We start from the raw sequence: 21,732 nt of genomic DNA, 5'->3' as shown, positions 1-21,732 counted from the left end.
TTCATTTGCTTCAAGGCAAAAGAACAATAACAGATATTATTTTCGCAGATTCTAAAAACACAATGATGAAAAAAAGCTTCACAATCTGTGAAGCTTTTTTATTTTTTATCTTTCAAGCGAAAAATTTGAAATTACTTTTGGACGTTCTGCTTCGTTAGCTACCTTCCAGGATGTTCTGTACATCCATTCGGTCATTTTATAAAGCTTTTTGTAATTGATGTTTTCAGATTCATCCTGTGGTGTATGATACTGGTCATGCAGCACACTGGTGAAAAATATTGCAGGAATTCCAATTTTAGCATAAGGAAGGTGATCACTTCTGAAATAGAAATACTCAGCATGGCTCGGAGAATCCCAATCCTTCAGGTATTTGAATTTTGTACTCTCGTTATTGGCATCTTCAGCCATTTTTACAAGCTCTTCAGAGTTTTTGTGAGGAGCATTTCCTCCTAATAAAGCTGCTTCATTATTGTCATTTCTCCCGATCATATCACCGTTCAGAACAGCTACGATTTTCTCTTTCGGAACAACCGGATGAGCTGCATGCCATCTTGAACCTAGTAATCCTCTCTCTTCAGCTCCATGGAAAACAAACAGGATACTTCTTTTTCCCGGCTGTTTTTTATAAGCTCTCGCCATTGCCAGCATAGCAACACAGGTACTTGCATTATCATCAGCACCATTGTAGATGGTGTCATTCTTTACGGGATGTCTGATGCCGTCATGATCCTGATGCCCGCTTAGCAAAACATATTCGTTTTTAAGAACAGGATCTGTACCTTCTATTTTCCCGATAATATTAACGGATGGATATTTGTAACTTTCAGTGATCAGGTTCAGAGATGCTTTAGGATTGTTTTTTACCCAGCCGGCATTTTCTCTTTTGATCCATAGAACAGGAATATTATTCGTGATTTTTTCTCTTAATCCTTCCACACCGTAGCTTCCTCTTGTCATTTGAGGCAGCACTTCTACCCAGCTTTGTTCGGAAATATCATCCGTAATGAAAATAATGGCTTTAGCTCCCAGCTGAAAAGCTTTGTCATAATATTTATTCTTTACAAATCCAGGATATCTTCTTACAAAAAGAGTCATATCTTTTGATATATTTTTGTCGGAAGCATTTACGGCAAGTACTTTACCACTGATATTTAATTTTGCCAGATCTTCAGGTTCTGTGTTTCCGGCATACACTATTTCAGCATCTATAGAAGCGTTCACAGGTTCTGCTACCAGGAAATCTTTCCATAGCTTCAAACTATTCTCTCCAATTTTCAGGCTGCTTTGCGGAATAACCTGATGCCTGTACATATCAAAAAACTGAAAAAAAGTTCCGTTATCTCCGGCAGGCTTCATTCCGGCTTCTTTGGCTTTGTCAGCAAGCCACATAGAAACTTTCAGTTCATCCAGAGTTCCTGCTTCACGGCCCCAGAATTGGTCTGCTGCAAGCTGATACATATCGGTACGGAGATCAGATTCTTTGATGGCGGAAACCAAAGGCTTTTTATAATTCTGAGCATTTCCAATGGTAAACAGGAAGAGACTTAGCAGAGAAAAAACATAATTTTTATTCATCAAAATTTTTAATTGAAGTTAGTCAATTTTTCTGAAAACTGTTTTGAAAACTCTTTTCTGTCTTCCTCCAGTTTTTCCGGTGTAGAAGGCAGAATATAATTAAAAAGAATCTTGTCTTCATTATCTAAAAAGATGATTTCCTTTTCATTTCCGTCCATCATCTGTGAGAAAATGGCCCACATTGAAGTGTCTTTTAATTTTAATAATTCAAAAAACTGTTCTGCTTTGATTTCGATTTTCTGCATGATATTTTTTGTATAATGTATAATGTAAAATGTAAAATGTAAAATGTAAAATGTAAAATTTTTGCTGTAAAGATCGGAAATATTAAAATTCCAGAAACTTTAGCTTAAACTGGATGGCAAAGTTCTCTTTGAAGTGGGGGGTTGCATAATAACCCACTCTGTAGAATAAGCCCAGGTTAAAGTAGCTGGAAAGGAAATTGTTCCATTCCAAACCGACTTCCTGATAAAGGTGGTCCAGTTTTCTGAACTTAAACTGATGGTATTCCGGATGCTTCATATCTCCGATAGTTCCTCTCAGAACAAAATCAAAGCTGGAAACATTGTGTCCGAAACTCTTAAAATACAATGGCAGCTTGTGAGTGAAGTAATAGGCTATAAACTTATCATTATAATATTTTCCTCCCTCCAGTGTAGCAAATCCAAGGTAAGATGTAAGGTTGAAATTGAAATCTTTACCGGGAGAAGCAAGTCCGTTCATGGTAAAGTTTTTCCATATTGGAGCTTCACCCAAAACAACACCTCCATATAATCTGAAACCGGTGGTCCCGATGGGGGTCTTGAAATTATGAACAAACAGGGCATCAAAGCGGGAATAATTAAAGTTCCCTTGCAGCAGTTTGTAGCTCTGTTCATAATTAAAATACAGCTCAGGATATTTCTGGTCAATCAGAGATTTTCCCTGAGGAGTCATAATATTGGTAGAATTCGGAGAATATTTTAAGGTAAAAAGGGTGTTAAAATTCCTGTATGAAGTACCTCTGTCTCTGAACTGATAATCAAATTCGGCCTCCTCTGTATTTCGTCTTACGGCAAGCGCGAGGGTAAGACCGTTGGTCACATCATTCATATATGATAAAGAAGCTCCTTTGAAGTGAAAATATTTATCATTATTCAGGTTATTCCCGAAATTCATCGTTCTCATTTTGAAGTTCCAGAGTTTTCTGTTGAATTCTCCTGATGCTGTTACGTCATCATACACCTCAAATCTGAAAATTGAATTTTTTTCCAACGAGGTTTTCATATCGAGTCCCATTCCGTATTTCCATCTTCTGTCTTTTACACCGTATGCAAAATAATAATCCGGCGAAAAATAAGGATTGAAATTTTCATTAAGCTTGGCTTTTAAACCTAATCTGAAGCCTTCATAAGAGTTATAATTGACAATTTCATCCACCGCGAAATCTACTGAACCTACTCTGATCTGTCCGTTCAGTAATCCTGATAAAATCTGGGCTTTGCTGTCTATTTTATATTTTTTACCTAAACTGTCGATGGTCTTATAGGTATTTTGTTCTCTTTCGGTAAGAGGTTCGGTTCTGTAACGGTCTAGAGAATGGCCGTCAATATTTTTTACAGAAAAGGTATACCCTTTGAAATCTTTAGGATTCTCTTCTATGGGAGCTTCGAAATCAAAATATTTTGAGGTAAGAAAAGCATAGGTTCCAAAGCTTTTTTTAGCTTTCTTATCATCAGTATGTTCCTTGTCGTCCATGGCCATTTTACCCATTTTAAGCTTGGTTTTTTCATGGGCAAGGAACCATTTGTTATTGTAGAATACCCATGTGCTGGTGATGATCCCGTCATTTTTATTTTTACTGAAATTTTCAATCTTTTTGATTCCGTAGGTCTCTGTATCTATATAAATGGCACCATTGTACTTTCGTTTTCTGTCCGGTTTTTTGTAATTCACTTCACGAAAACGGATTACAAAGTTTTTTCTCCCGTCAAGGGTAACAGTATCCGAAAGAAAGAACCTGTAAAGTCCTCTGTTTTCGGGCTTCACCTGTTCAGGAACAATATCTCTGTTACTCTGCTGGAGAGCGATCATTTCATAGATAGGCTGTTTCAGACCAGAAATTCTGTTGTCCAGAATATTGATCTTTTCGCCATATTTTTTTGAGTATAAAAACTCCTGGGCTCTTTCCCAGAGAAAGAGTTTACTTTTCGAAAATACTTTTCTTGCGGAAATATTATTCAATGAGTCTTTTTCCCTTTTTTTCTTGAAAATATTTAAATCATTAAAATACTGATTAAACTGGGAAAGGCTGTCCTCATCAATGTCCAGGGAAATTTTTTCGTAAGATTTGTAAGAATAAGAGCCTAAACTTTTTGGAGAGTTTTCGTTAAACAGTTTATTTACTTTTTTCAGAATTTCCAAAGCTCTGGGATCACTTTTATCTTCAATAACTACAGCTTCAATACTGGTGGTTTTTGAAATTTTTTTGAGCAGGGAAATTTCCATGCTGCTTTCAACTGATATGGTTTCTTTCTGGTAAGAATCGGCATCAATATCAATGTTTTTACATCCTGTTTTAAATTCCAAAACGCCCTGCTCATTAGTGTATCCAATGATGGAATTGTCACAGGATACTTTTGCATTAATAACAGGTTTCTGACTGGCGTCATCCACAATTTTAATCTTTGATTGTGAATACCCCAAAAAGCTAAGCAGAAAAAATAATAACAGTAATTCCCTTTTCATGTAAAAAAACTACGTCAAAATTAATGATATTTATTGTTGTAAAAAAGTTTTTAACAGAGTATAACATTGATTTAATCTAATGTTTTTATGGACTTTGTACCTTATAAAACTGAATAATGAAATGACTCAGATAGTCTTTCTGCCTTTTTTCAGAATTTCCAATAAAAAAACTCCTGAACAGATGATCCTCAGGAGTTTTAATTTTTTTATTTTGTGTGTCTCTAAATGGCTTTATCGATCATCCAGTGCTTTCATAAATTCAATAATATCATCTATTTCCTTATCGGTAAGCTGTAACGGAGTATCAGACAGTGTCTGGTTTTCTACTTTAAATCCAAAACCTTTTCCACCGCCTTTGTTATAGAAATTCATAACTTCTTTCAAAGTTTTGTATCCTCCATTGTGCATATAAGGAGCTGTTTTATTGATGTTTCTAAGTGTAGGAGTTTTAAAGGAATGCTGTAATGAAGGCACTGTTTCATGAAACTTACCTCTTCCCGGATCATTGTCAAGTGTTTTGTTTTCTCCGTTGATTGCCACACCTAAAACCTCCTGTTCGGTTTTCTTGAAATTAGGAGGAACTGTACCATTGAACAACGGAATAAAATGGCATATTGCGCATTGGGCTTTTCCAACAAAAAGATTGAATCCATGTTTTTGGCTATCCGTCATTGCTGATTTATTTCCTCTCATATAATCATCAAAAGCAGAATTGAATTTTGACAAAGAACGAATATAGCTTGCCAGCACATTCTGAAGCTGCCACACTTCCGTTTTTGGAGAATGATAAATCTTTTTAAATGCCGCCTGATAGTTTTTATCTTGATTAATTTTTGCCAGAATCACATTCAGATCACCATGCATTTCTTCTTTATTGGAGATGACATCCGAACTTTGCCCTTCCAGATCATCCTTTCTCATATCCCAAAACTGACCGTGCTGATAGCCTGCATAGTTGAGAGAAGGAGCGTTTCTGGCAAGCTCTGAATTTTCCAGGGATATAGATCTTGCAAGCCCGTCAGTAAATGCTTTTTCAGGACTATGACAGGTTGCACAGCTTCGGTTATTGTTATTGGAAAGGATTTTATCATTAAAAAGCTGGTGTCCGAGAGCTGCCTTTTCTTCGGAGAATGCATATTCTTTTCCTGGAGTGAAAGCATTAGGGTTAAAAGCATTTTTAGCAAAGAAAGTAACTGCATTTTTGTTTAAAGCAGTGGTTACCTCAACATCCGGAATTTTCTCCTGGTTTTTAAAATCCAGCATCAGAGTAGTGATCTTATTCAAATGATCAGGGATAAAACTGGCATAGTCAAACGTATTTTTGTCTGTGTTTTTTTTCAGAACTTCAACGGTTGAATTAATTTCTTCAATGATATTTTTTAATGCCCTGCCTTTCGACCGGTCAGTGGCAATTTGTTTCAATGTTTCCTTGATTCCTTCCAGCGCAGAAGGTATTTCCTGTAAAAATACTCCGGAAACAGGAGTGTCAAAACCTGCAATTCCCAAACTTGAAATTCTGAAAGTTTCCTGTCTTAAAGCATCAAAAACCTGATCTTTACTGATAGTTATCACCTGAAAGTTGGTTTCTATTGTATTGCTTTTGTTGATGAGCTTATTAAGCATTCTGATCACCTCATCTTTATTTCCTTTATCATACGGGTAGAACATCTCTTCCAAAACCTGCAGTCCTTCGGGCTCTATTTCTGTATGTTCATCCATTTCAATTTCAGGAAGGGCAGGTCCATTGATAAACCTCGCAGAGTGGGGCAGAAAGTACTCTACGGCCCATTCCATTTTTTTATAAGTTTTTCTGATATCCTGAAATTTTCCCTGAAGGAGCTTTTCGTCAGAATTTTTTGAAACCAGGGTTTTCAGTTCATTGATTTGTTTTTCAAAATCATCATTGGTTTTGATAATTCTGTTTTTTACAGAGCCAAGGTCTTCATACACAGGTTGCTGCTTGTCATTCTTACAATGATAGAGTGTAAAGAGTGCTGCTGCACAGTATAAGAAAAGGAGTATCGGGTATTTTGAAAGTTTATGCATAGGTATGAAAAAGTATCAACAGAGATTTTCTATTGATACTTTAATTTGATATGAAGAAATTAAAACTATTTTTCTACGTTTCTGATGATTACAATCTGTCCACCTTCTTTATTGGTGTTGATTCCGGAACCATCAGGGTTTTTGAATTTATCCAGCTGCCATGTGTGTGAGTGGATATTCACAGAGAATGTATTCGGAATTCCGATGATGTCTGAAATATCAACCATTGCTCCGAACTCCCAAGAACCGAACTTCTGTAGATCTCCGGACTGGTTGTAAGCAGTCTGCCATGCAGTGTCATTTCTGTTGTGCTTCATGTTCAGCCATGGCTTATATTGTTTTGTAGCAATATTCAGCTGCCATATATAAGAATCGTGGTTGGCATTTTTGTAATAAGAATCTCCGTCTTCCTGGATGTATACAAAATTTTCAGTAACACATAAGTTATCAGGATTAATCAGATTATTTCCCGGATTGGAATCTCCTTCTGCAACTACTTCCAGTTTTCCTGTCAGCATATTATTGGAGTTTAAAACAAGTTTGTACACTCGTCCCCACATGGTTAATCCAGCTTTCGGATTCACACCGTCAGAAGATTCTCCGGTAGCGGTAAAGTAAATTTCTCTTCCTTTTCCAGCTCCTTTTCTGTAATCTACGTCTTCTACTCTTGAAAAACGGATGGCATTATTATCAATGTTTTTCTGGTTAATCTGAGCTCCTGTAAGATTTTTAGCGTTAGGAATTTCTACAAATTCTACATCGTAGCTGCTTCCCTTAGTCATATCTGTTTCAGTATAGTTGCTGTTGGTTCTTTTTAAAGAATATAACTTTCCGTTATCAAGATCTCCCTGTGTATCGGCAACGTACATGATTAATTGTCCTGCAGACTGATGGGAAGAAGAATAAGACTGGTCTTCACCAATGATGATATAAGTTTTTCCATTGGAAACATCCTTAGGAAGCGGAACTGCATTTTCCATGGAAGCCTTTCCCAATGCTGGTTTTACTCTTGTTTTGTCTGATGCCTGAGATACTGCTGCCAATGGATTCAAAGCATGAACCATACTTTCTTCACCAGATTCTCCGGCAGTAAGAAAAGCACTGAAACCATGAGTCTCAGGAGTTGCCAGTGTAGCGGAACATAACCTTGTCATTCCTCCTGTTCCATTTAAAATATATTCTCCTTTTACAGGCTTAAATGTTTTATCCAGATATACTCTTGATACCGATTGTTTGATCTCATGATTGGTGATCATCAGATAGCCGTCAGAATTCGGATCTTTCATAATTCCCATTCCGTCCGGCTGACCTCCAAAAACAAAATCAGGAGAACCTGAAAGAACATCAGAACTGGAGATTAGGGTTGTAATATTTAAATTCTCAAAACCTTGCATTCCATAAACGAAAGCCGGTTCTTTAGAAAAATTTTCAAGTTTGATTTTGTCATTGACAGGGGTATTCGAGTCCCCATTATTATCATCATTACAGCCTTGAAAAACAATAGCTGCAAGGAATAGAGCTCCAATAGTTTGGTTAATTTTCATAATTATATTTTTTGAATTTCGATTAAGACAAAACTAAAGGTCTATTGTTAACTAAGTTTTAAGAGGATAAAACAAATAGTTTAATATTAGGTAATGATTTGTTAAGATAAGGTCAATAATTAGAACGGGTATAAATAAGAAATGCTCTTATTTTCAATGATTTAAATTTCTGTGCTTTTCTTTGAACATAAAAGGTTAATCCTTCAAGACTGTTTTATAAAGGCAGCTTAGAAAGCGATAATTGTTCTGGTGAAACTATTTGATTATTATTAGTTTTCTAAATTATTTTAATCTCCCACTGATTTCACAGATTACACAGATGTTTGAGGAAGAATCTGCGTAATCTGTTTGATCTGCGAGAAGAATAAATATTACATATCCTGGTAAGAATCAATGAAGTTGATTCAACTCTTTGCTTCCTGAAATATAAAATAGTAAGCTATTAAATCTTCGAGTTAAAAAATAACTATCATACAGGGTAAAAACAAGCCCCGGCTGTCTCAGAATTGAGACAGCCGGGGCTAAAATTTATAATAGATGTTTCTATTTTAGATATTCAAAGCTTTTTGGTAAGCATTTTCTAAGCCTTCAAGGTTTTTACCACCAGCCGTTGCAAAGCCAGGGTTTCCACCGCCGCCGCCTTGAATTTCTTTAGCAAGATCTTTTACGATAGCTCCAGCCTGGTAATCTGCAGCAAGATCATCAGAAACTCCAACAGTAATCATTGGTTTTCCATCTGCATCAGAAAGAATGATTGTTACTGAAGAAGGAATTTCTCTCTTCAACTGGAATACGATGTCTTTTACAGAGCCAGCATCCAGAGAAGTTTTCTTTACAAGAAGCTGCTTGTTGCCTTTCTGCTCATAAGCATTCTTCCATTCTCCGATTTCTCCTTTTGCTTTTTCTTTTTTAAGTGCATCTACCTCAGCCTTCAATGATGTATTTTCTTCTATCAGTTTTTCAATAGATCTTACCACATCTTTAGACTTTAATAATTGAGAAAGCTCAGCGATCTGTTTTTCAAGATTGTTGAAATATTCTTCAGATTTATCACCTGAAATAGCCTCAATTCTTCTAATTCCAGCTGCTGCAGAACCTTCAGAAGTGATTTTGAAATGACCGATTTCGCTGGTGTTCTTTACGTGAGTTCCTCCGCAAAGTTCTTTTGAACTTCCAAACTGAATCATTCTCACACTGTCTCCATATTTTTCACCAAACAAAGCCATTGCTCCTTTCTCCAGAGCTTCCTGGATCGGAATATTTCTGAATTCCTGTAAAGCAATACTTTCTTTGATCTTTTTGTTTACTTTTTCTTCAATTAATGCCAGTTCTTCCTCAGTCATTTTGTTGAAATGAGAGAAGTCAAAACGAAGATAATCAGGACCTACATAAGAACCTTTCTGTTCTACATGAGTTCCTAGCACATCTCTTAAAGCTTCATGCAGAAGGTGAGTCACAGAGTGGTTAGCCTGAGAATTTTTTCTATCGGAAGCATTTACTTTAGCATAGAAAACAGCACCTGCATCTTTTGGAAGACCATTGATTAACGAAATAATCAATCCGTTCTCTTTTTTAGTCTCCAGTACTTCAAAGCTCTCAACAGCATTCTCAAGAACCCCTTTGTCACCAACCTGTCCACCTCCTTCAGGATAGAAAGGTGAACTGCTTAATACCACCTGGTAAAATTCTCCGTCTTTGTTTTCTACCTTTCTGTATCTTGTAATATAGGTTTCAGATTCAGTCTGGTCATAGCCTACAAATGTTTCAGGCTTCGATTCAAGATTTACCCAGTCATATACTTTCTGAGCAGAATCAGCTTTTGAACGAAGTTTCTGTTTCTCCATCTCAGCTTTGAAACCTTCTTCATCAATAGTTAATCCTTTTTCTTCAGCAATGATTCTTGTTAAATCATCAGGGAAACCATAAGTATCATACAGCTCAAAAACTTCCTCGCTTGGCAATACTTTCTGATTATTTGCAATAGTCTGCTGAATTAGCTTTTCAACTCTGATCAGACCGTTTTCAATTGTCTTTAAGAATGAATCTTCCTCACTTTTGATCACTTCAGAAACCAATTTCCCCTGCTTTTCAAGCTCCGGGAAGAAAGGTCCCATCTGCTCCTGCAGAACAGCAACCAATTTGTAAAGGAAAGGTTCTTTCATATCCAGGAATCTGTAAGAATAAGAAATTCCTCTTCTTAAAATTCTTCTGATTACATAACCAGCTCCTCCGTTTGAAGGTAATTGTCCGTCAGCAATAGCAAAAGAAACCGCTCTGATGTGGTCTACCACAACACGGATAGCAATATCTTTTTCGTCTTCTAAGATTCCTGTATATTTCTTTCCTGAAAGTTCTTCAACCTTAGAAATAAGCGGTGTGAAAACGTCTGTATCATAGTTGGAAGACTTTCCTTGAAGCGCCATACAAAGACGTTCAAAGCCCATTCCCGTATCTACATGCTGAGCAGGAAGCTTCTCTAAAGATTTATCTGCCTTTCTGTTGAACTCCATGAAAACCAGGTTCCATACTTCAACAACCTGAGGGTGGTCATTATTTACCAGCTCAAGTCCTGAAACTTTTGCTTTTTCTTCTGGTGTTCTCAAGTCAACATGGATTTCTGAACACGGTCCGCATGGTCCGCTTTCACCCATTTCCCAGAAGTTATCTTTTTTATTTCCGTTGATGATTCTATCCTCTGAAATGTGAGATTTCCAGAAATCATAAGCATCCTGGTCTCTGTCCAGATTTTCTGAAGCATCCCCTTCAAAAATCGTTACGTATAAATTTTCTTTTGGAATTCCGTATACTTCAGTCAGTAATTCCCAGGCAAAAGCAATAGCCTCTTTTTTGAAGTAATCCCCGAAAGACCAGTTTCCTAACATCTCAAACATGGTGTGGTGGTAAGTATCTCTACCTACATCATCCAGATCATTATGCTTCCCTGAAACTCTAAGACACTTTTGGGTATCGGCAATTCTAGGGGCGGTAGGTGTTTTGTAGCCAAGGAAGAAATCCTTGAACTGGGTCATTCCGGAGTTGGAAAACATAAGGGTAGGGTCGTCTTTCAGCACAATAGGAGCTGAAGGAACGATTAAGTGCTCCTTACTTTTAAAATAATCTAAAAATTTTTGACGTATCTCTTGTGATGTCATAGTATTGCTTTTGCTTTTTTAAATATCAAATTTTTGATAAGATGCAAATTTAAGATTTTTAAGCGATTTGTAATAATTTTATGCTATGTTTTGAATGATAACGACTTTGGCTAACGGATGTGTGGTAAACCTTATAGGTTTTCAAAACCTATAAGGTTTGTAATAGCACTTTGGTAATGACTATAATCAATAATAATCTATCTAATTTTGCAATTTCCCGTTTAACTTACTACCTTCGTTGTGATCTGAAATAAGACAAAAAAATCCTTCCAATGACAAAAGATGAAGAGCTGAAAGACTGGATAGAACAATATTCAGGACCACTTTTGAAGAGAGCACTGTATGTGCTTTCGAATAAAGAAGATGCACAGGATGTGGTTCAGGAAGTTTTTCTTGCAGCCTATTCTGCCTATGATTCTTTTGAAGGAAAAAGTCAGGCACTGACCTGGCTGATGGCTATTCTGAATAGAAAGGTTGCAGATTTTTATCGGAAAAAATATAAATCTGAACCCAATATCCGACTTGATCATTTTTTTGATGAAACCGGATCGTGGAAAAATAATGATGTTTTGAATGACTGGAATGTACCGGGCGAAGGAGATGAACTTTTAGACAGTACAGAATTTAATAAAACATTGGAAGAATGTATTGAAGAATTGCCCTCCAGATGGAAGATTCTGCTTAAAATGTATTATATCGAAGAAAAAAAAGCACCAGAAGTCAGTCAGGAATTAGAAGTTTCTACGACTAATCTTTGGAAGATTTTGCAAAGAAGCCGAATGCAGTTGAGAGAATGTCTGGAGTTTAACTGGTTTTCAAAATCATAAGAGAAATGATAAGAAGAATACTACATAAATTATTTTTACCATGCAGTGAAGCTACTTTACTGATGGAAAAGAGGAATGCCCAATCCATTTCTTCCAGAGAAAACAGGATGCTGAGCATACACCTGATGATCTGCAAATGGTGCAGGATGTACAATGAAAAGCTGGCACTTCTGGATAAAGTTTTTAAAAAGAAGTTTTCTGAACAAAAAACTGAAATTAATGATTCTGAAATTCAGGACTTTAAAAATAAAATAATCGATAAATTAAATTTCTAGAAAAATTTCTGTCAGGATTTTAAAATAGCTCCGACTATACTTTTGAAAACAATAAAGTATTCATTTAAAATCTTAAAAATATGGTCGGAACAGTACAGGAATCTAAAAATCAATTAACTCGGACCGGGTATTATGTCTCACTTTTCGGAGCAGCTCTTATTTTGCTGTGGATTGGTATTTTCAAATTTACCCCTACAGAAGCTTCTGCAATAAAACCGTTGGTGGAAAACCATTTCTTAACTTTTTTCGTATATAAGATTATGAGCATTCAGGCAGTGTCAAATCTTATCGGAGCGATAGAAATTATCATTGCATTACTCCTGATATTTAGTGCGAAATTTGCTGTACTGAAGAAGTACGCTGGTGTAGGAATGATAGTGACTTTTCTGGTGACATTAAGCTATTTATTGACAACACCGGGAATCTGGAAAATAGTGGATGGAGTGCCTGTAACAGATTTCTTTATTTTAAAAGACCTTATGCTTTTAGGATTTGGATTAATGCTCGTTCAAAATAATAAGTAATGAAAAAAAAGATAAAAATGAAAAATATATTAATTGTACTCGGGATTATTCTGGGTATAGCAGTATTTGCTGCGGGATCCGGGCTTTTCAAAAAAAATAAGCCTAATGTTACGGAAGTAAAAAAAGAAAATGAGAAAATTATGGATAATAAAAACGTTAAAGAGATTTATTTTGCAGGGGGATGTTTCTGGGGAACAGAACATTTTTTTCAACAGATTCGTGGGGTTGTAGGAACAGAAGTGGGCTATGCCAACGGAAATACCCAGAATCCTACTTATGAAGAGGTGGTAAGCCATACAACAGGTTTTGCTGAAACAGTGAAAGTGAAGTATGATCCTGAGCAGGTAGATCTGAAACTTTTAATTGACCTTTATTTTAAAACCATTGATCCTACAAGCAAAGATCAGCAGGGAAATGACAGAGGAAACCAGTACAGAACAGGAATTTATTTTACCAACAAAACAGATGAAGCTGTAGTAAAAGATGAAGTTCAGAAACTGGCGAAAAACTATAGCAAGCCTTTATTGGTGGAAACCATTCCATTGAAAAATTTCTACAGAGCAGAAGATTATCATCAGGATTATCTGGATAAAAATCCGGGAGGCTACTGCCACATTGAACCGGGACTTTTTGAAATGGCAAAAAAAGCCAACCCGCTTCCAAAGCCAGCCTATCAAAAACAGGATAAAAAAGTTTTAAAAGAAAAACTGACTGCAGAACAATATAATGTTACTCAGGAAAACGGTACCGAAAGGCCTTTCCAGAATGAATACTGGAATGAAACCCGTGAAGGAATTTATGTAGATATTACCACAGGAGAACCTTTGTTTGTTTCTACAGATAAATTTGAATCCGGCTGCGGATGGCCAAGTTTCTCAAAACCAATTACAAAAGGTTTGATTGATGAAAAAATGGACCGTACCCACGGAATGACAAGAGTAGAAGTAAGAAGCAAAACGGGTGATGCCCATTTAGGACACGTCTTCACAGATGGCCCTGAAGATAAAGGAGGTCTTCGTTACTGTATCAACAGTGCTTCTCTGAAATTTATTCCAAAAGCTGAAATGGAAAGCAAAGGATACGGAAAATACCTTCCGTTGTTAGATAAAAAGTAATGTGAAAGGAAGGCTGCCAGATGGCAGCCTTTTTATTTTGAATTAATGGTGTAATTGAAATCTTTCTTTGATGCTGAGCATGGAGATATTCAGAAACAGGAGAAACCCGAAAATAATGTAATAAATTTCTTTTGGAAGTTCTGTGAGAAGCAATTGTATTTTTTCAAAAAAATCAGGTTTATATTCTGGTCTGATAACATCATTACAAAGCAAACATTCATATTCAGGATATTGCACCTTAGGGTCAATATAACTGTAAACAGCAAAAATATGTCCTGTTTTCTCCAGGTCAACGGCATATTGTTCCTGTTTAGCGATTGCCAGATCATTCAAAACTGAGACAAAATCGCCATAGCTATTATTTTGATCTAAAATGAATTCAATACCAGACTCTTTCTCATTTCTTTTCTGGAGATTTTTCAGTTCATCAACATATGATTTTGAATTTTCTTTGGCAGTACCGGGGGATACATTTATTTTTTTGTAATTCCAGTTTCTTACAGGTTCAAAACTTGCAAAAGTTCTTTTAATCCCTTCTCTTTCTTTGGCGGGAAGTCCAATATCTACCACAGAAAGGTTAATATCTTCAAACTTTTGGTTTCCGTAATACCAGAATAGAATAGGTATCAGCACAGCACTGATCAATCCTGGAAAATAGTATATTTTTTTCATAGTTAGTTTTTGGCAATACCTAATGAAAATTTTAAGCCAAAAAAAAGTGATCCGAAACGAACCACTTTAAAAATAATCTTTAAATATTTTAATTGTTCAATCTTTAAATTTTGAACATTGACATCTACCAGTCTTTCTTTCTCAGAATCCAATACGATCCGAATATAAAAATAGCACACCACACCAAACAAGCAATAAGGCTTTCTGTAGGGTAGTGGAATTCATATTTTACGCCCATCATTTTGGCCATATTCAATCTCATCATCGGATTAGGAATAAGATTAGACATACTTTCCAGCGGTAAAAGATGTGTTAAGAAAAAATCATTCTGAAGAACTTCATTTCTTTGTGGGCCCTGCATTCCTTTTACTTTTGAATAAACTTCAACAGCCGTTAAAATTCCTTCGCCAATCCAGAAAACAAAAAGAGCAAGAAATACAAATACCGATTTTCTCAGTAAAATGGAAAGAAACATTAAGAAACAGAAGAACGTAAATAATTTTACCAGATAATTTCCAATGAAGAAAATCTCAGCAAAAACCTTTGTAGACTCCGTTGTATTGGAGTATTGATATCCCAGAAATAAAGTAATTCCTAAGACAATAGCGGTTGAAACAATAGTAAAAATACTTATCGTCAGCAATTTTGAAGTGATGAATTCTTTTCTGCTCAATCCATCAATGGTATTCTGCTTGAACATTCGGTTGCTGAATTCCTGTGAAATGGAGAAAACAATAATCAATCCCAGGAAGATTTTCAGCAAAGCCACAATCCAGGTGGTGAAATTCCAGATTTCCGGGAAATTGTAAATTCCCTGTTCCTTTAAATTGATTGTTCCTCCAAAAACATCAAAGTCAACCAATCCAATGAAAAGCAAAGCGATAAGAATGGCGAAATAAAGTATCGTGAAAACCTTAAACGGTTTGTAGTTCAGGTTTTTGTAGTATTCCAGTTTTAATAATTTTATCATGACTAATTGGTGTTTTTTACAAGTTCAAGGAATTGAGATTCAAGAGACAGTTTTTTCTTGGTCAAATGGGAAAGGTAAATCCCTTTCTCTGCCAGTTTCTGATTCATCGCTGAAGCTGAAATAGAAGCATCATCGCGGATCTGGGCCTTAATAAGATCACCTTCCTGATTAATGGAAGAGAACCACTGAAGTTCGTTCAATGCATTCAAAAGCAACGTATTATTGTCAGCTTTTAGTTCAAAATATCCGTTGTTGGAAGTCATTTCATCCACTCTTCCGCAGTAAATGGAATTTCCTTCTTTCAGTACAATAACATGGCTGCAGATTTTTTCAATTTCATCCAGAAGATGGCTGGCAATGATGATCGTGATTCCCTGCTTGGCAATATTGCTGATGATTTCTCTGATCTGGATAATTCCTTCAGGATCCAGTCCGTTGGTAGGTTCATCTAATATCATTACTTCGGGATTGTTCAGCATAGCCGAAGCAATGGCCAAACGCTGTTTCATTCCCAAAGAAAAAGTTTTGAAAGTATCTTTTCTTCTTTCAAACAGATTCACAGTCTTCAGAACTTCATCAATCCTTGAATAGGGTGCTTTTTTGATTTCAGCTACAATCTTAAGATTGGTTTCTGCACTGAGATAAGGGTAAAAGTTAGGCTGTTCGATAATCGCTCCAATCTTTTTTAAAGTTTCCGGATCTGTACCTTTTTTTCCAAACCAGAACCAATCTCCGCTGGTAGGATTAATCGTTGAAAGCAGCATCCCGAAAGTGGTGGATTTTCCACTTCCATTGGGACCCAAAAGCCCATAAACATTTCCTTTTTCGACATCAAAAGAAATATTGTTGACCACAACTCTTTTGAATTTCTTTGTCAAATTTTTTACTGATAAAATCTTTTCCATGTAATTTGTTTTACATAGTAGTAGTCTATATAAATTAGATAATGTTACAGAATTATCATAAATCAATGTCAATTTATTTGTAAATACATTAAATTTGATAGAATTAATCAATACTTATGAAGCTAATTGAACTGGCAGAAGAACTGAATGTATCTGCAGAAGCCATAAAACAGTTTATACAGGATTTTGATCTTGAATTGGTAGACTGTGTCAGTACGAATTTTGAGGTAAAGGAAGATTTTGAAAAATTTGCCCGCGAAAATGTAGACTTTTTAAGATTATACGAGAAAGATCTGGATAAAAATAAAACTCTGGAGCAGATTGCCAAAGTAATCAATCAGCCTAAAGACAAGGTAGAAAAGGTAATTAAAGATAATAACCTCAATATCTTTGATAACGGTTTTTTCAAATCTTCTATCTCCAGCTACGGAATTGATAACAAATTAGGCGGAAACTATAAGTTTGTTTATGATTATTTCGGTAGTAAAACCAGTCTTCAGCAAAGAGATTTTATAGGATACAGAGATCTGTTTTTTTATACATCTTCTGTTTTGGAACCCTTCCTGAATCCACAGCAGATCAAAGATTGGGGGATCAACAAGCCTGCAGGAATTATCCTGTATGGCCCTCCCGGAAGCGGTAAAATATTTTGGGCCAATAAAATTGCTGAAATTATTGGCTATCAGTTTAAAGAAGTCAAAAAACATTATTTGGGAACTTCCTTGATTGACGGAAATGAAATCAACTTCAGTGATTTTCTGTTGAACATGATGAAGGAAAACAAAATGCTGCTTTTCATGGACGATTTTGATGAAATTATGATGCAGAGAAGAGCAGAAACAGATGTTGCATCCTGTAATCTTGAAGCTCAGGAGCTTATTCTTCATTATATCGGAAAATTTGAAAAAGAAGGCGTTCTGATGGTTGGTTCTGCTAATTCTGTTTCAGAAATTGATGAAGAAATCCTTGCTCCGGGAAGATTTGATGTGATGATCCCGATCTTTCCTCCCAATGCTTCAGAGCGGTCAGAAATCATTTTATATGCCATGACGAGAGGATTGGAAGAAGATTCCTTACTTTATAAAATATTGAAAAATAACAAAGCAGATAAAGTTCCTTTCTGGCATGAAATATCGTCAAAGATGAAAGCCTTCAGCAATACGATGCTGATAGATTTTACACAAAGTCTAAAGAAAAGAATTAAAAACCTTTATCAAAGAACCAGAAATGAGAAGTTGAAAATTGATCAGAATCTTTTGAGTGGCGCCTTAAGGGATGCCGGTTCCAAGCTTACCGAAGAATACCTTGATCAGGTGGCCAGGTTCTTAGCCGATGCTATTATCAACAATTTTGATGATTTTAAGTTTAGAATTCAGGCATTGAAGACCGAACTGGAAACTTATAGAGTTGTTGAAGAACCACAAAGAGCCATCGGATTTCAACATAATGAGGAGGAGAAAGGGAAAGACAAAGGGTAAAGAGGTTTAAAGTTCAAAGTTTAAAGTTTCTGGTTTAAAGTTTCTGGTTTTATGATCCAACTTTTACCAGATATGAATTTGTCATGAATACATTTTACTTTTTTACATAAATACATTTTATAAAAATCACTCATGAACAGCATCTGGGAACTGGAAACTTTCTACAGGAAAAGAGATATCATCATCATTGGTGCCGGGTTTTCCGGGCTTTGGACAGCAATATCTATCAAAGAGAAATATCCTGAAAAGTCGATTTTAATCATTGAGCGGAATACCATTCCTCTGGGAGCTTCAACGAGGAATGCCGGGTTTGCCTGTTTCGGAAGTCTCACCGAAGTCATTGCCGATTCGCAGAAAATGGGTTGGGAAAAAACGCTGAAGCTTGTTAAAATGAGATTTGAAGGCCTTCAGAAAATCAGACAGTATTTTAAAAATAATGAAATTGATTTTGAATTGAATGGAGGGTATGAGGTTCTAAATAACAAAGAACCTTTATCCCATATTGACACCGTTAATGAAAAGTTAAAGGCAATAACCGGTCTGGATCAGACATATACTCTGAAGCAGGATAAAATACAGGAATTTGGGTTAGGGAAATCTGCTTTTCTGATTGAAAACCCTTGTGAAGGAAGTCTGCATTCGGGAAAGCTGTTGCAGAAATTGTTGGAAAAATGTCATGAATTGAAGATAGAATTTTTATTCGGAACAGAGGTTGAAAATATTGAAGAAACAATCCATGAGGTTGAGCTTCGTCTTTCTGATGATATTGCTGTAAAAGCAGATAAAATGGTCTATTGTACCAATGCTTTCACCTCCGGATTTCTTGAGAAAGAAAATATCATTCCTGCCCGCGGACAAATTCTTCTGACAGAACCCATAGAAGGATTAAAGCTGAAAGGAACTTTTCACTATGATGAAGGATATTACTATTTCAGGAATGTAGGAAACCAGGTGCTGTTGGGTGGTGGAAGAAATCAGGATTTTGAAACGGAAGAAACAACTGTTTTTGAAACGACAGAGTTCCTGCAAGATCATTTGGAAAATTTTTTAAAAGAAGTGATACTCCCTCAAAATGACTTTAAAATTGCACTTCGCTGGTCAGGAATTATGGCTATGGGGGCAGAAAAAACACCTATTGTAAAACAGCTTTCGGAAAGGCAGTTTTGTGCTGTAAGACTTTCAGGAATGGGCGTTGCACTGGCTCCTAAGATAGGCGAAATAATGGCTGATATGATTTAAAATAAAGAGGTGTACCAATGAAATACTTACCCTACGAACGCATTACTTACAAAACAAATTTATCTGAACAGGAAGTTTTAACAAGACTTTCAGGCTTTGTAGAACCTAAAAAATTTGGTTTGGGAAAAAATTATATAAAAGAATATGAAGGAACTGTGAATAATAATAGCTTTGAAATAAGCAAAGTTATTCAGTACAGAAACTCATTTCTTCCTCAGATAAATGGTAGAATTCAAAATGAAAATAATGGAACCCAAATACAGGTGACCATGTCGCTACATGCATTTGTATTATTTTTTTTAATTGTCTGGTGTTCATTTGCCTTATTTTTCTTCTTAGGTATTACTGCGAGAGATATAGGAAATAAAAAAATATCAGTAGAATTTTTCATACCTCTATTGATGTTGTTATTTGTGTATGCTTTAACAATGGTGGGTTTCAAAATGGAAAGTAAAAAATCGAAAGAATACCTCAGAAAAAGCTTTGAAGCTGAAATAATAAAGGAATCGTAACTTTTAAGTCAATTTCTGAAATCTTTATTAACTCTAAAAGTCAAAATTCCGAACCTTAAACCCCGGAACCCGAATCCCTAAAACTCGGAACACTCCACTCTAAAAGAATTCCTTATTTTTGCAAAAAGAAAAAAATCGTGATTAACAACGACCAGATAAAAGAAGTTCAATCCAGGATTGAAGACTTACACAGATACCTTCAGATTGAAAAAAAGAAGATAGAAATTGCCAATGATGATGAAAAAACTGCGGCACCCGAATTTTGGGACAATCCAAAAACTGCTGAAGCATTTTTAAAACAGCTTCGTTCCAAGAAAAAATGGGTAGAAAGCTACGATGAAATTCAGACGCAGTTTGAAGATATACAGGTTTTAGTGGACTTTGCTAAAGAAGATCCGGATTCTGAAAAGGAACTGGATGAGACATTTCCGCAATTGGTTGAAAAAATTGAGGACCTTGAATTCAAAAACATGCTTTCCAATGAAGGAGATGAGCTTTCTGCCGTACTTCAGATCACCGCTGGAGCTGGAGGTACAGAAAGCTGCGACTGGGCATCCATGCTGATGAGAATGTATACGATGTGGGCAGAAAAACAAGGGTATAAAATCCGTGAGCTGAACTTTCAGGAGGGTGATGTAGCAGGTGTGAAGACGGTTACCCTGGAAATTGAAGGGGAATTTGCTTTTGGATATTTAAGAGGTGAAAATGGAGTACACCGTTTAGTAAGAATTTCGCCTTTCGATAGTAATGCGAAACGTCATACCAGCTTCGTTTCCGTATATGTTTATCCTTTGGTAGATGATACTATAGAAATTAATATTAACCCCGCTGATATTTCTTTTGAAACGATGAGGTCTTCCGGAGCAGGAGGGCAGAACGTAAATAAGGTGGAAACCGCTGTACGTCTTCGCCACGCGCCAACAGGAATTATTATTGAAAACTCAGAATCCCGTTCCCAGCTTCAGAATAAAGAAAAAGCCATGCAGCTCCTTCGTTCAAGACTATACGAAATGGAACTGGAAGAGCGTATGAAAGCAAGAAACGAGATAGAAGCCAACAAAATGAAGATCGAGTGGGGAAGCCAGATCCGAAATTACGTAATGCATCCTTACAAACTCGTAAAAGATGTACGCTCAGGTCATGAAACTTCAGATGTAGATGCTGTAATGAATGGAAATCTTACTCCATTCTTAAAAGCATTTCTAATGGCCGATGGAACCGCGGTTTCCGATGATGACCTCGACTTATAAAAATCATGTTTGAATTTTAGTTAAAATCTTATAATTAATTTTTGTTTCAGACATTTTAGACCTACTTTTGTTGTTCATCGATATTTATGGAAGATTTCAATAGCTGGAAGGATTTATTAAACCCGGAGTTTTATATTAAAATGGGAGGGTTTTGGCTTATTTTATTTATTGTATTTGCTGAGACAGGACTTTTTGTAGGGTTTTTCCTGCCGGGAGATTCACTTTTGTTCGTTTCAGGAATTTATGCCGTTGAAATCATCAAAGAGACTTTTGGCTCTACAGGGAGTGATTTCTTAGATACTACATTATTAGCTTCGGGAGTAGCTCTTGCCGCTATTATTGGAAATGAAGTAGGATATTATTTTGGAAGAAAGGCAGGACCTGCTTTATATAAAAGGCCGGATTCAATGCTTTTCAAGAAAAAATACCTTTACCAGGCGCATGATTTCTTTGAAAAACATGGAGCTCTGGCTATTATTATGGCTAGATTCTTACCTGTTGTAAGAACTTTTACCCCAATTGTAGCAGGAATTGTGAAGATGGATAAAAAGGAGTTTTTAAGAGATAATATTATTGGTGCTGTATTATGGTCATTTCTTTTGATCTTTGCCGGGCATTATCTGGATAAACTGTTTATGGAGCAGTTTGGAATCAACTTAAAAGAAAAACTGGAATATATTATCATCGTTATTGTATTGGTAACAACACTTCCGGTAATCTTTAAGTTTGTTTTTGGAAAAAAAGAAGATCTTTCTAAAAAATACGAAGACCAGGATTTTGAATAAATAAAAAAATCAATCAAAATATAGAGCCGTCTCAGCAATGAGATGGCTTTTTTATTACTGAGAATAAGTTACTTTGTTTGAATGTTTTTTAACGCAAAGATTAATTATTATAAGAAATCATTTTAAGAAGGCAAAG

Annotated in this window: 18 protein-coding genes; 9 read left to right on the top strand and 9 right to left on the bottom strand. The window is 35.9% G+C overall.

Annotation, left to right across the window (positions count from 1 at the left end; genetic code table 11):
- Positions 1 to 105 precede the first annotated feature (105 nt).
- The 6 genes from OL225_RS12830 to alaS form a co-directional block, all read right to left on the bottom strand.
- Positions 106 to 1,575 (bottom strand): M20/M25/M40 family metallo-hydrolase, encoded by a 1,470-nt coding sequence (locus tag OL225_RS12830; RefSeq protein ID WP_264518519.1) that lies wholly within the window; start codon positions 1,573 to 1,575, stop codon positions 106 to 108.
- 8 nt (positions 1,576 to 1,583) lie between these two features.
- Positions 1,584 to 1,820: a hypothetical protein gene (locus OL225_RS12825; protein WP_047377060.1), complete on the bottom strand. Its 237-nt coding sequence runs from the start codon at positions 1,818 to 1,820 to the stop codon at positions 1,584 to 1,586.
- 82 nt (positions 1,821 to 1,902) lie between these two features.
- A complete protein-coding gene (locus tag OL225_RS12820; protein WP_047377059.1) occupies positions 1,903 to 4,302 on the bottom strand; it encodes a DUF5686 family protein in 2,400 nt (799 codons plus the stop codon).
- A gap of 231 nt (positions 4,303 to 4,533) precedes the next feature.
- Positions 4,534 to 6,348 carry a cytochrome-c peroxidase gene (locus OL225_RS12815; protein WP_264518518.1) on the bottom strand — a complete coding sequence of 605 codons (1,815 nt, stop codon included), beginning with the start codon at positions 6,346 to 6,348 and terminating at the stop codon, positions 4,534 to 4,536.
- A 65-nt stretch (positions 6,349 to 6,413) separates the two neighbouring features.
- Complete coding sequence (locus tag OL225_RS12810) at positions 6,414 to 7,892, bottom strand: hypothetical protein (RefSeq protein WP_047377058.1); 1,479 nt, start codon at positions 7,890 to 7,892, stop codon at positions 6,414 to 6,416.
- Between the two features lie 548 nt (positions 7,893 to 8,440).
- Entirely contained in the window at positions 8,441 to 11,044 is a 2,604-nt protein-coding gene (alaS, locus tag OL225_RS12805) for an alanine--tRNA ligase (RefSeq protein ID WP_264518517.1), read from the bottom strand.
- A gap of 272 nt (positions 11,045 to 11,316) precedes the next feature.
- On the opposite strand from alaS, the gene OL225_RS12800 reads away from it, so the two are divergent.
- The 4 genes from OL225_RS12800 (at position 11,317) to msrB (ending at position 13,785) form a co-directional block, all read left to right on the top strand.
- Positions 11,317 to 11,871, top strand: a complete 555-nt coding sequence (locus tag OL225_RS12800; protein WP_047377055.1) for a sigma-70 family RNA polymerase sigma factor — start codon at positions 11,317 to 11,319, stop codon at positions 11,869 to 11,871.
- A gap of 5 nt (positions 11,872 to 11,876) precedes the next feature.
- On the top strand, positions 11,877 to 12,146 hold the full coding sequence (locus OL225_RS12795; RefSeq protein ID WP_264518516.1) for a hypothetical protein: 270 nt from the start codon (positions 11,877 to 11,879) through the stop codon (positions 12,144 to 12,146).
- Between the two features lie 80 nt (positions 12,147 to 12,226).
- Positions 12,227 to 12,670, top strand: coding sequence for a YkgB family protein (locus OL225_RS12790; protein WP_264518515.1), 444 nt, complete (start codon positions 12,227 to 12,229; stop codon positions 12,668 to 12,670).
- Between the two features lie 17 nt (positions 12,671 to 12,687).
- Complete coding sequence (gene msrB / locus OL225_RS12785; RefSeq protein ID WP_264518514.1) at positions 12,688 to 13,785, top strand: peptide-methionine (R)-S-oxide reductase MsrB; 1,098 nt, start codon at positions 12,688 to 12,690, stop codon at positions 13,783 to 13,785.
- Positions 13,786 to 13,827: 42 nt separating this feature from the next.
- On the opposite strand, the gene OL225_RS12780 is transcribed toward msrB, so the two are convergent.
- From OL225_RS12780 to OL225_RS12770, 3 genes are all read right to left on the bottom strand, one after another.
- On the bottom strand, positions 13,828 to 14,457 hold the full coding sequence (locus OL225_RS12780; RefSeq protein WP_264518513.1) for a hypothetical protein: 630 nt from the start codon (positions 14,455 to 14,457) through the stop codon (positions 13,828 to 13,830).
- A gap of 124 nt (positions 14,458 to 14,581) precedes the next feature.
- Positions 14,582 to 15,427, bottom strand: coding sequence for an ABC transporter permease (locus tag OL225_RS12775; RefSeq protein WP_264518512.1), 846 nt, complete (start codon positions 15,425 to 15,427; stop codon positions 14,582 to 14,584).
- 2 nt (positions 15,428 to 15,429) lie between these two features.
- The gene (locus OL225_RS12770) at positions 15,430 to 16,332 is read right to left on the bottom strand and encodes an ABC transporter ATP-binding protein (protein ID WP_047377048.1); all 903 of its coding nucleotides are present in this window, start codon (positions 16,330 to 16,332) and stop codon (positions 15,430 to 15,432) included.
- Positions 16,333 to 16,448: 116 nt separating this feature from the next.
- On the opposite strand from OL225_RS12770, the gene OL225_RS12765 reads away from it, so the two are divergent.
- The 5 genes from OL225_RS12765 (at position 16,449) to OL225_RS12745 (ending at position 21,596) form a co-directional block, all read left to right on the top strand.
- The gene (locus OL225_RS12765) at positions 16,449 to 17,810 is read left to right on the top strand and encodes an ATP-binding protein (RefSeq protein ID WP_264518511.1); all 1,362 of its coding nucleotides are present in this window, start codon (positions 16,449 to 16,451) and stop codon (positions 17,808 to 17,810) included.
- 132 nt (positions 17,811 to 17,942) lie between these two features.
- Positions 17,943 to 19,049 carry an NAD(P)/FAD-dependent oxidoreductase gene (locus OL225_RS12760; protein WP_264518510.1) on the top strand — a complete coding sequence of 369 codons (1,107 nt, stop codon included), beginning with the start codon at positions 17,943 to 17,945 and terminating at the stop codon, positions 19,047 to 19,049.
- A 17-nt stretch (positions 19,050 to 19,066) separates the two neighbouring features.
- Positions 19,067 to 19,561, top strand: a complete 495-nt coding sequence (locus OL225_RS12755) for a hypothetical protein (protein WP_264518509.1) — start codon at positions 19,067 to 19,069, stop codon at positions 19,559 to 19,561.
- Positions 19,562 to 19,698: 137 nt separating this feature from the next.
- Positions 19,699 to 20,811 carry a peptide chain release factor 2 gene (prfB, locus tag OL225_RS12750; RefSeq protein WP_047377044.1) on the top strand — a complete coding sequence of 371 codons (1,113 nt, stop codon included), beginning with the start codon at positions 19,699 to 19,701 and terminating at the stop codon, positions 20,809 to 20,811.
- 86 nt (positions 20,812 to 20,897) lie between these two features.
- Positions 20,898 to 21,596: a DedA family protein gene (locus OL225_RS12745; protein ID WP_047377043.1), complete on the top strand. Its 699-nt coding sequence runs from the start codon at positions 20,898 to 20,900 to the stop codon at positions 21,594 to 21,596.
- Positions 21,597 to 21,732 lie beyond the last annotated feature (136 nt).

Origin of the sequence: Chryseobacterium viscerum, from assembly GCF_025949665.1 — a bacterium.
Classification (GTDB): Bacteria; Bacteroidota; Bacteroidia; order Flavobacteriales; family Weeksellaceae; genus Chryseobacterium; species Chryseobacterium viscerum_A.
The sequence above is the reverse complement of the archived record's forward strand: the minus strand, read 5'-3'. Positions and strand labels throughout refer to the sequence as shown.